This is a genomic window from Streptomyces sp. H39-S7 (assembly GCF_027158205.1).
In the GTDB taxonomy this organism is placed as follows: domain Bacteria; phylum Actinomycetota; class Actinomycetes; order Streptomycetales; family Streptomycetaceae; genus Actinacidiphila.
Genome location: NZ_JAPVLU010000017.1, coordinates 111,366 through 123,102, shown reverse-complemented (window position 1 = coordinate 123,102; position 11,737 = coordinate 111,366). Strand labels below are relative to the sequence as shown.

Annotated in this window: 11 protein-coding genes; 5 read left to right on the top strand and 6 right to left on the bottom strand. The window is 71.7% G+C overall.

Annotated features, from left to right (window positions below):
- Window positions 1–37 precede the first annotated feature (37 nt).
- On the bottom strand, window positions 38–1,003 hold the full coding sequence (locus tag O3X23_RS18505; protein ID WP_269272516.1) for a metal ABC transporter substrate-binding protein: 966 nt from the start codon (window positions 1,001–1,003) through the stop codon (window positions 38–40).
- 141 nt (window positions 1,004–1,144) lie between these two features.
- Between O3X23_RS18505 and O3X23_RS18500 the strand changes: the two genes are divergently transcribed.
- A complete protein-coding gene (locus O3X23_RS18500; RefSeq protein ID WP_269272515.1) occupies window positions 1,145–2,527 on the top strand; it encodes a glycine--tRNA ligase in 1,383 nt (460 codons plus the stop codon).
- 46 nt (window positions 2,528–2,573) lie between these two features.
- On the opposite strand, the gene O3X23_RS18495 is transcribed toward O3X23_RS18500, so the two are convergent.
- Window positions 2,574–3,074 carry a hypothetical protein gene (locus O3X23_RS18495; RefSeq protein WP_269272514.1) on the bottom strand — a complete coding sequence of 167 codons (501 nt, stop codon included), beginning with the start codon at window positions 3,072–3,074 and terminating at the stop codon, window positions 2,574–2,576.
- 169 nt (window positions 3,075–3,243) lie between these two features.
- Between O3X23_RS18495 and O3X23_RS18490 the strand changes: the two genes are divergently transcribed.
- From O3X23_RS18490 to O3X23_RS18480, 3 genes are read left to right on the top strand one after another with little or no spacing between them, the layout of a single operon-like run.
- Window positions 3,244–4,488: a sensor histidine kinase gene (locus O3X23_RS18490; RefSeq protein WP_269272513.1), complete on the top strand. Its 1,245-nt coding sequence runs from the start codon at window positions 3,244–3,246 to the stop codon at window positions 4,486–4,488.
- Window positions 4,476–5,120 carry a response regulator transcription factor gene (locus O3X23_RS18485; RefSeq protein WP_269272512.1) on the top strand — a complete coding sequence of 215 codons (645 nt, stop codon included), beginning with the start codon at window positions 4,476–4,478 and terminating at the stop codon, window positions 5,118–5,120. Before O3X23_RS18490 ends, O3X23_RS18485 begins: the two co-directional genes overlap by 13 nt.
- Complete coding sequence (locus tag O3X23_RS18480; RefSeq protein WP_269272511.1) at window positions 5,117–5,935, top strand: DUF4097 family beta strand repeat-containing protein; 819 nt, start codon at window positions 5,117–5,119, stop codon at window positions 5,933–5,935. The genes O3X23_RS18485 and O3X23_RS18480 overlap by 4 nt, the downstream gene beginning before the upstream one ends.
- On the opposite strand, the gene O3X23_RS18475 is transcribed toward O3X23_RS18480, so the two are convergent.
- The 3 genes from O3X23_RS18475 to O3X23_RS18465 form a co-directional block, all read right to left on the bottom strand.
- Entirely contained in the window at window positions 5,920–6,516 is a 597-nt protein-coding gene (locus O3X23_RS18475; RefSeq protein WP_269272510.1) for a TetR family transcriptional regulator, read from the bottom strand. The two genes, O3X23_RS18480 and O3X23_RS18475, sit on opposite strands and share 16 nt — an antisense overlap.
- A gap of 122 nt (window positions 6,517–6,638) precedes the next feature.
- On the bottom strand, window positions 6,639–7,649 hold the full coding sequence (locus O3X23_RS18470; RefSeq protein WP_269272509.1) for an aldo/keto reductase: 1,011 nt from the start codon (window positions 7,647–7,649) through the stop codon (window positions 6,639–6,641).
- Window positions 7,650–7,737: 88 nt separating this feature from the next.
- A complete protein-coding gene (locus O3X23_RS18465) occupies window positions 7,738–9,210 on the bottom strand; it encodes an MFS transporter (protein WP_269272578.1) in 1,473 nt (490 codons plus the stop codon).
- Window positions 9,211–9,320: 110 nt separating this feature from the next.
- Here O3X23_RS18465 and O3X23_RS18460 point away from each other — a divergent pair, with 110 nt between their 5' ends.
- Window positions 9,321–10,229 (top strand): helix-turn-helix transcriptional regulator, encoded by a 909-nt coding sequence (locus O3X23_RS18460; protein ID WP_269272508.1) that lies wholly within the window; start codon window positions 9,321–9,323, stop codon window positions 10,227–10,229.
- Window positions 10,230–10,295: 66 nt separating this feature from the next.
- Here the strand turns inward: O3X23_RS18460 and O3X23_RS18455 are convergent, their stop codons facing one another.
- Window positions 10,296–11,714: an MFS transporter gene (locus O3X23_RS18455; RefSeq protein ID WP_269272507.1), complete on the bottom strand. Its 1,419-nt coding sequence runs from the start codon at window positions 11,712–11,714 to the stop codon at window positions 10,296–10,298.
- Window positions 11,715–11,737 lie beyond the last annotated feature (23 nt).

Here is an 11,737-nt window from a genome sequence, read left to right as displayed (position 1 = left end):
GTGCTCCGCGTGCTCTGGTTGCTCTTGCATGGATTCCTCACTTGCTGCCGAGCGCCGTCTGCAGGGCCTTGAGGTTGCTCCGCTGCACCGCGAAGTAGTCGGTGCCCTGGGACTTGTCGGTGATCCCCTCGAGGGGATCCAGTACGTCGGTCTTGAGCTTCAGGTCGCCGGCCAGGGTCTTGGCGGTGGCGTTGCTGGCGAGCGTCTCGAAGAAGACCGTCGTGACGTGGTGCTTCGCGGAGAGCTGCTGCAGGGCCTTGATGCGGGCGCCGCTGGGCTCGGCCTCGGGGTCGATGCCGCCGATGGCCTCCTCGACCAGGCCGTAGCGCTCGGCGAGGTAGCCGAAGGCCGCGTGGGTGGTGATGAACGTGTCGGAGGCGCGGTTCTTGAGACCGTTCGTGAACTCGGTGTTCAGCCCGTCCAGCTTCTTGACCAGTTCGTCCGTGTTCTTCTGGTATGCGGCGGCGTGGTCGGGGTCGGCCTTGGCGAGCACCGTGTTGACGCCCTTGGCGACCTCGGCGTACTTCACCGGGTCGAGCCAGATGTGCGGGTCGGCGCCGGCCTCGCCCTCGCCGGAGCGGTTGTCGCCGGTGGTGTGGGCGTGGCCGTCGACCTCGGTGCCGTGCTCTTCCAGCTTCGTCAGGGAGGCGGCGTCGGCGGTGTTCTTCACGCCGGACTGCTTGACGGCCTCGTCGACGGCGGGCTGCAGGCCCTTGAGGTAGACGATCACGTCGGCCTTGCCGAGGGCGGCGGTCTGCCGCGGGGTGAGCTCCAGATCGTGCGGCTCGACGCCCGGCTTGGTGAGCGCCGTCACGTCCACGTTCTTCCCGCCGATCTCCTTCGCCAGGAACTCCATGGGGTAGAAGGACGCCGTGACCTTCAGGTTCCCGCTGCCGCCCGCACCGTCCGCGGCGTCGGACGCCGAGCAGGCGCTCAGGGTGAGAAGGCCCAGGGCGGCGGTTCCGGCGACGGCTGCGGGTATCAGACGGTGGCGTTTGTTCATGACACTCATTTTCATCTGAAGTGGAAACGATTGTCAATTGCCTTCGAAGTCCGGGGTTCCGCCGGAACCGATTTGATACCGGGGCAGTGCCCGCCGGTAACCTGGGGCAACTGACCGCTTCGTCGTACTGAAGAGAGCATCGTGGCCGCCGACAAGATCGACACCATCGTCAGCCTGAGCAAGCGCCGAGGCTTCGTTTTCCCGTGCAGTGAGATCTACGGCGGCTCGCGAGCCGCCTGGGACTACGGGCCGCTCGGCGTCGAGCTCAAGGAGAACATCAAGCGCCAGTGGTGGCGCTCCATGGTCACCTCGCGCGACGACGTTGTCGGACTCGACTCGTCGGTCATCCTGGCGCGCGAGGTGTGGGAGGCGTCCGGCCACGTCGCGACGTTCTCGGACCCGCTGACCGAGTGCACCTCCTGTCACAAGCGCTACCGCGCGGACCACCTGGAGGAGGCGTACGAGTCCAAGCACAACCGTCCGCCGGCCAACGGTCTCGCCGACATCAACTGCCCGAACTGCGGCAACAAGGGCGCCTTCACCGAGCCCAAGCAGTTCTCCGGCATGCTGCAGACGCACCTCGGCCCGACCCAGGACGCGGGCTCCGTCGCGTACCTGCGGCCGGAGACCGCCCAGGGCATCTTCACCAACTTCGCCCAGGTGCAGGTCACTTCGCGCAAGAAGCCGCCGTTCGGCATCGCCCAGACCGGCAAGAGCTTCCGCAACGAGATCACCCCCGGCAACTTCATCTTCCGGACCCGCGAGTTCGAGCAGATGGAGATGGAGTTCTTCGTCAAGCCGGGCGAGGACGAGCAGTGGCACGAGTACTGGATGGAGCAGCGCTGGAACTGGTACACCGGCCTGGGCCTCAACCCGGACAACATGCGCTGGTTCGAGCACGCCAAGGAGAAGCTGTCCCACTACTCGAAGCGCACCACTGACATCGAGTACCGCTTCAACTTCGGTGGCAACGAGTTCTCCGAGCTCGAAGGCGTGGCCAACCGCACCGACTTTGACCTCAAGGCGCACTCCGAGGCCTCGGGCCAGGACCTGTCCTTCTTCGACCAGGAAGCCGGCGAGCGCTGGTTCCCGTACGTCATCGAGCCGGCGGCGGGCGTCAACCGCGCCATGCTCGCCTTCATGCTCGACGCGTACAACGAGGACGAGGCGCCCAACGCCAAGGGCGTCATGGAGAAGCGCACGGTCATGCGCCTCGACCCGCGCCTGGCGCCGGTCAAGGTCGCCGTGCTGCCGCTGTCCCGCAACGCGCAGCTGTCGCCGAAGGCCAAGGGCCTGGCGGAGGACCTGCGGAAGAACTGGAACATCGAGTTCGACGACGCGGGCGCCATCGGCCGCCGCTACCGTCGTCAGGACGAGATCGGCACGCCGTTCTGCGTCACCGTCGACTTCGACACCCTCGACGACAACGCGGTGACGGTGCGCGAGCGCGACACCATGAAGCAGGAGCGCGTGTCGCTGGACCAGATCCAGGCGTACCTCGGCGGCCGGCTCCTCGGCTGCTGACCGCCTTAACGGCGGGTCGCGGGATGTGAACGCCGGCGGGGCTGGACTATCCAGCACCGCCGGCGTTCGCGCGTCCGGACGTCCGTACGGCGAGTACCGCGCACAGCGCGGCCAGGGGGAGTTCGAGGCAGAGGGCCATCAGGAGCGCGGACGCGAAGTCCGCTCCGGGGGCGGCCGTCGTGACGTCGAACCAGGCGTCGACCACCAGCAGCATCGCGGTGGCGGCGGCCGCGAGGCCGAGCCGGTGGTCGCGGCGGCGCAGCAGCACGCCGGTGCCGATGAGACCGACGGCCTCCAGGGCGTCCAGGCCCACCCAGGCGGTCGACCAGTGGGACGCCTGCGCGGTGTCCGGCAGCGAGGTCGCGAGGACGAAGAGCCAGGGAATCAACGCGACTCCGAGTGCGATCAGGACGTAGCCGAGCGGTCTGGGGCGGCGCGGCTCCGGCTTCGGTACCGCGTACAACTCGATGACCTCGGCGCAGGCTCCGGACGCGAGAGTGTCGGCGGTCGGACGGATCCGGTGGGGCGGAATCTCCAGGACGGACATGGTGGTGAACTCCTTCCGGACCCGTCGGTCGGGTACGGGAACAAGCCTCGTCGCCGGGCTCCCGAAGGTCAGTAACGCCCGGGTCCGACCTGTGGTGGTGCTGGCTACACCCCGAGAGCGGACCCCTACGGGATGCACGGCGCCCCACCTGGGCCTCTACGGTGAGCGCATGGCATCAACAGGGCCGCTGCGGCGTGCACTCCGGCAAGCCGCCGCATACGCCCCGTGGTCGGCCTGGGCATGGCGGAACACGGCGTTCGTCACGGCGGGCGTACCGCTCGCCGGCGTGAGCGCGCTGCTGGTCCTCGACCTCGTGACGGACTGGCGCTCGGTGATCCTGCTGCCCGCGGTGCCCCTGGTGTGCGGCCCGCTGACGATGCTGCAGCGCAGCCGGTTCTGGTCGCTGCTGGGGCTGAACGTCCCCCGGGTGCCCCGCCCGCGCCCCTGGTACACCCCGCGCGGCGCCGCGCAGTGGCTGCGCTCCGAGGCGACGTGGCGGCAGTGCGGCTATCACCTGGTGGCCGCCCCGCTCGTGGCGGCCGGAGCGGTGCTCGTCGTCTGCTCCTGGGTCGCGGGGATCTTCGGCACACTGGTCTTCTCCTGGGTGTGGGCGCTGCCCGTCGAGGATCGACTGCCCGGCTGGACCCAGCGGTACACGCTCGTCACCGTCGCCGGGGTCCTGCTGCTGCTCGCGACGCCCTTCCTGGCCGCCGCCGTCACCCGGCTCGACACCTCGGCGGCCGCCGCCCTGCTGGGACCCAACCGGGCCAAGGAACTGCGGCGCCGCGTCGAGGACCTCGCCGAGAGCCGGGCGGGCGTCGTGGACGCGGCGGACGCCGAACGCCGCCGGATCGAACGCGACCTGCACGACGGCGCCCAGCAGCGGCTCGTCTCCCTCGCGATGAACCTCGGCCTGGCCCGCGCCACCCTCAAGGACCTGCCGCCCGAGGCGCGCCGGGTGATCGACGAGGCGCACCGCGAGGCGAAGGAAGCCATCGAGGAGCTCAACAACCTGGTGCGTGGCCTGCACCCGGCCGTCCTGGACGACCGGGGCCTGGACGCCGCGCTGTCCGGCGTCGCCGCGCGGGCGCCGCTGCCGGTCCACCTGAAGGTGGACCTGGAGCGGCGGGCGGCGCCCACCGTCGAGGCCGTCGCGTACTTCGTGGTCTCCGAGGCACTCGCCAACGTCGCCAAGCACGCCCGCGCGGAGCGGGTGGACGTCGCGGTGCGCTCGCGCGGGGACGTGCTGCGGGTGACCGTCACCGACGACGGGATCGGCGGTGCGGACGTGGCGGGCGGCACCGGCCTGGCCGGGCTCGCGCAGCGCGTCGGCTCCGTCGACGGAGCGATCAGTATCAGCAGCCCCGCCGGGGGCCCGACCATCATCAACGTGGAGTTGCCGTGCGGGCTGTAATCGCCGAGGACTCGGTCCTGTTGCGCATCGGACTGGTCAAGGTCCTGGAGACCGCGGGCTTCGAGGTCGCCGCCGAAGTGGGCGACGCCGAGGCCGCGCTGGCCGCCGTCGACGAGCACCGGCCCCAACTGGCCCTGCTCGACGTCAGGATGCCGCCCGGCTACACCGACGAGGGCGTACGGGCCGCCCTGATGATCCGCAGGCAGTGGCCGGACACCGCCGTCCTGCTGCTCTCGCAGTTCGTGGAGGAGCGGTACGCGGCCGACCTGCTGTCGGCGCACGGCGGCGGCATCGGGTACCTGCTCAAGCAACGCGTCGCGGACGTCGAGGAGTTCATCGACGCGCTGCGCCGCGTCGCGAACGGCGGCACCGCCCTCGACCCGCAGGTGGTCGCCCAGCTGCTGCTGCGCCGCAACTCCGACCCGCTGGAGCGGCTGACGCCGCGCGAGCGCGAAGTCCTCTCGCTGATGGCGGAGGGACGCTCCAACGCGGGCATCGCGGAGCAGCTGGTGGTCAGCGAGAGCGCGGTCGCCAAGCACATCAACAACATCTTCGCGAAGCTCGACCTGCCACAGGCGGACGGGGACCACCGGCGGGTGCTCGCGGTGCTGCGCTTCCTGGAGGGGGCGTGAGCGGCACCGCCGCCGCTGGGGCGCGGCGGAAGCACCGCGCGGCCTGGCTGGTGGTCGCGGTGATCAGTGCGCTGCTCATCGTGTCGCCGATGGCGGTGGAGACCTGGGCGTACTTCGGCGCGCACCGGCCGGAGCCCTCCCAGTCGATCGAACTCGCGCCCGGGGGACGGGTCCAGCGCTTGCAGGTCGACGCGGGGAGCGCGTCGGTCACGGTGCGCCCGGGGCCGGCCGGCCAGGTGCGCGTCACGCAGAAGCTGACCTGGTCGATGAAGAAGCCGCAGGTCAGGAAGGTGTGGGACGGCGGTGTGCTGAAGGTGCAGGCGGTGTGCTCCGAGTGGTGGTCGCCGGCCGGCCTCGGCTGCTCGGTGAAGCTGGAGTTCGACGTCCCGCCGGAGATCGAGATCCAGATCGTGGGCAGCTCCGGGTCCACGGACGTGCACGGCACCACCGGCCGCCTGGACCTGACGAGCACGTCGGGCTCCACGACCCTGACCGACGTCGGCGGCACCATCTGGGCCCGCACCGGCTCGGGCACCATCGAGGGCACCGGGCTCTCGTCCCGGACGGCGAACGTGGGGGCGAACTCGGGTTCGCTGGACCTCGCGTTCCGCTCGGCCCCGGAGAAGGTGACGGGGAAGGTGGGCTCCGGCTCCGTGCGGATCGGCGTCCCGCCGGGTTCCCGCTACCAGGTGGTCGGGCGCAGCGGGAGCGGGTCGCGGGAGTACGCGGCGGGGCTGGAGGACGGCACGTCGCGGCGGGTCATCGACGCGACGGCGGGGTCCGGGTCGGTGGACGTGGTCTACGAGGCGCCCTGAGCGCGGAGTCCGTTCAGGAGGAGGTCGCAGACCGCCTCGAAGGCGGCGTCGATGTCGGGCGCCGACCACTCGGCCGCGTAGGCCGGGTCGTGGAAGCGGCCGGTGGCGTCCCAGACGGCGCGCGCCGCGCGGGCCGGGTCGGACGCTTCGGGGAGGGTGAACTCGCCGCGCGTGGTCCCGTCCTCGATGATGCGGGTGAGCTGGCCGACCAGGTCCCCGACGTGCTGGGCCACCACGGCGCTGGCCTCGGCCGCGAGCGCCAGGTACGTCGCGAACAGCTCCGGGTCGCCGCCGGCCTTGCGTCGCTTCGCCGCGAACAGCTCCACCAGCCACTGCCGCAGCCGCTCGGGGGCGGGCTGCGGCCCGGCCGCGATGGCGGAGAGCGTGGCGTGGGACTGGTCGAGCCAGCGCTGGGTGACGGCTTCGCGGAGCGCGGCCTTGCTGGCGAAGTGCCGGTAGACGGTGCCGTGACTGACGCCGAGGGCTCGCGCCACGTCCACGACGGTGGCCTTGGCGGGGCCGAAGCGGCGGAGGACCTCCTCGGTGGCTTCGAGGATGCGGTCGGTGGTCAGGGTGGGCATGGGGGGCCTCTCGCAGCGGGGTCGTACGTCCCCAGTGTGCTGGGTCGGGGACCGGACCCGTGCCGGACCCCGTTCCAGCGGCCCGCGCCCGAGGCCGTTGCCTCCCTGACCCGCCGGGAGCGTCAGCGCTCGCTGTCGAGGTGGGCCATCTGCGCTTCCGGGTAGCGCGCGCCCGCTGCCGCTCCGGCGGGGACCGCCGCTTCGATGGCCGCGAGGTCGGCCGCGCCGAGGGTGATGTCGAGGGCGCCGAGCGCCTCGGCGAGGCGGTCGCGGCGGCGGGCGCCGATGATCGGGACGATGTCCGGGCCCTGGGCGAGGACCCAGCCGATCGCGGCCTGCGCGACGCTCACGCCCTTGCCTTCGGCGATCTTGCGGAGTGCCTCCACGAGGGCGAGGTTGCGGTCCAGGTTGTCGCCGGAGAAGCGCGGGCTCATGCCGCGGAAGTCGCCGTTGGCGCCGCTCTGCTCGGAGCGCTCGCGGGTCCAGTGGCCGCTGAGCAGGCCGCGGGAGAGGACGCCGTACGCGGTGATGCCGATGCCCAGCTCGCGGGCGGTGGGCAGGATGTCGGCCTCGATGCCGCGGGAGAAGAGGGAGTACTCGATCTGCAGGTCCGCGATCGGGGCGGTGGCCGCGGCCCGGCGCAGGGCGTCCGCGCCGACCTCGGAGAGACCGATGTGGCGGACGTGGCCGGCCTGGACCTGGTCGGCGATGGCGCCGACCGTCTCCTCGATCGGCACGTCGGGGTCGACGCGGGCGATCCGGTAGACGTCGATGTGGTCGGTGCCGAGGCGGTTGAGGGAGTAGGCGAGGAAGTTCTTCACCGCGGCGGGCCGGCCGTCCATGCCGGACCAGCCGCCGTCGATGTCGCGCAGTGCGCCGAACTTGACGCTGAGCACGGCCTGGTCGCGGCCCTGGGAGCTGCTGCGCAGGGCGTCGCGGAGGAGGAGTTCGTTGTGGCCCATGCCGTAGAAGTCGCCGGTGTCGATGAGGGTGACGCCGGCGTCGAGTGCGGCGTGGACGGTGGCGGTCGACTCGGCCTCGTCAGTGCCGCCGTAGAGGGCCGACATGCCCATGGCGCCGAGGCCGAGGGCGGAGACGGAGGGGCCGGTGGATCCGAGGGTGCGCTTCAGCACGGGGTGCTCCTTGGGAGGGGGTAACCGAAGCATGGCAGATGGAGTGACAGATTTCAATTGTTGTCATTTCATTCAGGGGTCATTCCACTCAGGAGACGTGACGCGGGAGCCGCAGGCTGAGCAGGATCGTCAGAGCGACGGCGCCGAGCTGGACGAGCAGGGTGATGACCAGGGCGTTCCGCATGCCGGCCGAGGTGATCAGGGCCAGGAAGAGGGTGCCGAGGGTCGCCACGCCGAGCGCGAGCGCGGACTGCTGTGTGGTGACCATGACGCCGCTGCCGACGCCCGCCCGCTCTGCGGGCACCTCCGCGAGCACGATGCGGAAGAGCACCGGGAGCTGCAGGCCCTGGCCGAAGCCGGCCACCGCCATGCCCGGGGCGAGGAGGAGAAGGCTCAGGTGCTGCCAGTCGTGCAGGGCGGCGGCGACCAGGAGGAGTAGGCCGAGGGCCTGGATCAGGCCGCCGACGGTGACCACCCGGCTGCCGTACCGCGCGACCAGGCGCGGGCCCATCAGCGACGCGGCGAAGAAGGTGACGGCCAGCGGGGCCATCGCCGCGCCGGCCGCGATCGGGCCGAAGGCCAGGCCCTGCTGCAGGGCGACGGCCATCACGAGCATGAAGCCGCCGAAGCCGATGGAGAACGGCACGACGAGCGGCAGACCGCGCCGGATGCCGGGGAGTTCGAACAGGCTCGGCGGCACCAGCGGGGTGCGGCCCTGCCGGTCCGCGCGGCGCTCGACGGCGTAGAACGCGCAGGCCGTGAAGGGGAAGGCGGCGAGGGAGATCCAGGTCCACAGCGGCCAGCCGGAGGCGCGGCCCTCGGTCAGCGGCGCCAGCAGCGTGATCAGGGAGACGGCCAGCAGCACGGTGCCCGGGACATCGATCGGGGCGGGGCGCTCGGAGCGGGTCTCGGGGAGGGTGCGGGCCGCCAGGACCAGGCCGATCAGCGCGACCGGCACGTTCACCAGGAACACCGCGCGCCAGCCGGTGCCGGCGATGTCGGCGGCCACCAGCACGCCGCCGAGGATCTGCCCGGCGACCATCGACAGGCCGGCCGTGGCGCCGTACAGGCTCAGCGCGCGGGCGCGCCGGGTCCCGGCGGTGGTGGACTGGATGGTGGCGAGCACCTGGGGGAGCATCAGCGCGGCCGCGGCGCCCTGCGCGACCCGGGCGCCGACCAGCGTCCAGGCGTCCGGCGCGAGGCCGCAGGCCAGCGAGGTCAGGCCGAAGGCGGCCATCCCGGCGAGGAAGAGCCGGCGGCGGCCGAACATGTCGCCGAGCCGCCCGCCGAGCACCAGGAGCACGGCGTACGCGGTCCCGTAGCCGGCCACCACCAGCTCCAGCAGGGCCGGCCCCGCGGCGAGGTCGCGGTCGATGGTCGGCAGGGCGACGTTGACGATGAAGAAGTCGATCAGCGGCAGGGCCGCGCCGAGCAGCACGGTGAACAGGCCGAGCGCGGTCAGGACCGGACCGGCGGGGCGCCCGGCGGCCGGGGGAGTCCCGATGCGGGTCACGCGGGGGAGGACCGCGGCACGGGAGGGAAGGACGGGAGTGCGTTCCATTGGGGTCACGTGAGCCACCATGCGCCCGTTTTCAGGGTGGTACCAGAGAGCGTTTATCCAGGTATAAGAACCACCACGCAACTGTCTGCGCGATCAGGCATGCTGAAAGCATGCCTACGACGACGACCACCGCGCAGTACGAGTCGGGTGCCGACATCAAGCGGCGCGAGCTCGCCTCGTTCCTGCGCAGCCGCCGCGAGCGCATCGCTCCCGAGCAGGTCGGGCTGCCCGCGGGGCGGCGGCGCCGGACGCCGGGGCTGCGCCGCGAGGAGGTCGCGCAGCTCGCCGCGGTCGGCGTGACCTGGTACACGTGGCTGGAGCAGGCGAGGGAGATCCAGGTGTCCGCGCAGGTCGCCGACGCCATCGCCCGCGCGCTGATGCTCGATCGAAACGAGCGGGTGCACCTGTTCACCCTCGCCGGTGTCGCCGACCCCAGCCCGTTCGCCGACTGCCCCGGCATGTCGGACCAGATCCGCCTGATGCTGCGGCAGCTGGAACCGCTGCCCGCCTTCGTCGCCAACAGCCGGCACGACGTGATCGCGTACAACCGCACGTACAACCGGCTGATCGACGACCTGGACGCGCGGCCCTTCGAGGACCGCAACATCATGTGGCTCGCCTTCACCGACCCCGCGTGGCGCGAGGCGCTGATCGACCGCGAGGAGGTGATCCGGCTGATGGCCGCCAAGTTCCGGTCCGGCATGGCCGAGCACCTTGCCGAGCCGGCCTGGAAGTCGCTCCTCAAGCGCCTCCAGCAGGCGTCACCGGAGTTCTGCGAGGCATGGGACCGCCATGAGGTGCTCCAGCCGGACAACCGCTCCAAGCGTTATCTCAACCCGCAGGTCGGGCTGCTCACGTTCGACTTCACCCACCTGTGGCTCGGCCCGCGCTCCGGCCCGCGGCTCGTGACGTACACCCCGGCGGACGAGGTGACGCGCACCCGGCTGCAGCGGCTGTACGAGCTCTGCGCCTCCCCGGCGGACGAGGCGCGACCGGTGCTCGCGGCGGCCGGGCGGTAGCAGCGGGCCCTCCATCGGCCCTTCCCGCGGCCCTTCCCGCGGTCCTGCGCCGTCAGTTCTTCGCTGTCAGTTCTTCGCCAGCGCCCCGGCGGGCCTGGCCGCGGGTTCCCGCAGCCGCTCCGCGGCCCGTTCCGCGGTCCCGGCCGCCCAGCGGCCGGTGGTGAGCGCGCCGAGGAGCAGGACGAGCGCGCCGCAGCCCGCGATGATCCACCAGGCCGCGGTGTGCAGCTCCGCGGCGACGGCGGCGCCGATCACGGCGACCCCGAGCGACTGCCCGACCTGGCGGCTGGTGGAGGCGACGGCCGCGGCCACCCCGGCCTGCGACCGCGGCATCCCGGACACGGCGGTGTTGGTGATCGGCGCGTTGACCAGACCGAACCCGATGCCGAAGATCACGTACGAGGTGAAGAGCAGCGTGTTGGAGGACTCGGCGTCCAGCGCCGCGAACAGCACGCCGCTGATCGTCATCGCGGTGCCCGCGAGCACCAGCGACAGCCGCGGTCCCCGGTTGGCGACCAGCCGCCCGGACAGCGGGGCGAAGACCAGGCACATGACGGCCATGGGCAGCATGTAGAGCCCGGCGTCGAGGGCGGAGAGCCCGCGGGTGTTCTGCAGGTACAGGGTGTTGAGGAAGAGGAAGCCGCCGAGCGCCGCGAAGGCGCTCACCGCTATGACCGTGGCGCCGCTGAAGGGCGCGCTGCGGAAGAAGCCGAGCTCGATCAGCGGGTCCACCCGGCGCCGCTCGTAGGTCAGCAGCCCGGCGAGCGAGCCGATCGCGACCGCCAGGCAGCCGAGGATCAGCGCCGACGTCCAGCCCGCGGCCGGCGCCTCGATGATCGCGTACGTGAGCGAGCCGAGCAGGGCGATGACGAAGAGCTGGCCGACCGGGTCCACCCGGCGCGCCTTGGCGGCGCGCGATTCGGGAACGTAGCGGGCGGTCAGGACGAGGGCGAGCAGCCCGACCGGGAGGTTGATCCAGAAGATGGAGCGCCAGCCGACGGTCTGGACGAGCAGCCCGCCGAGCACCGGGCCGGCCGCCATGCTGACGCCGACGACGCCGCCCCACACCCCGATCGCACGGGCGCGCTCGCGTGGCTCGGTGAAGGTGTTGGTGATGATCGACATCGCGACGGGGTTGAGCATCGAGCCGCCGACCGCCTGCACCATGCGGAAGGCGATCAGCCAGTTGAGGCTCGGCGCGAGGCTGCAGAGCACCGAGCCCGCGGTGAACAGCACCAACCCGGTCTGGAAGACCCGGCGGCGGCCGATCCGGTCGGCCGTCGAGCCGGCGAGCATCAGCAGCGAGGCCAGCACCAGCGTGTACGCGTCGATCGTCCACTGCAGCCCGGCGACCGAGGCGTGCAGCTCCTTCTGCATGGAGGGCAGTGCCACGTTGAGGATGGTGTTGTCGAGGCTGACCATGAGCAGGCTCATGCAGCAGATCGCCAGCACGAGCATGCGCCGCCGGGAGCTCAGTTCCGGCACGTCGGACCTCCAGGGATCAGCCG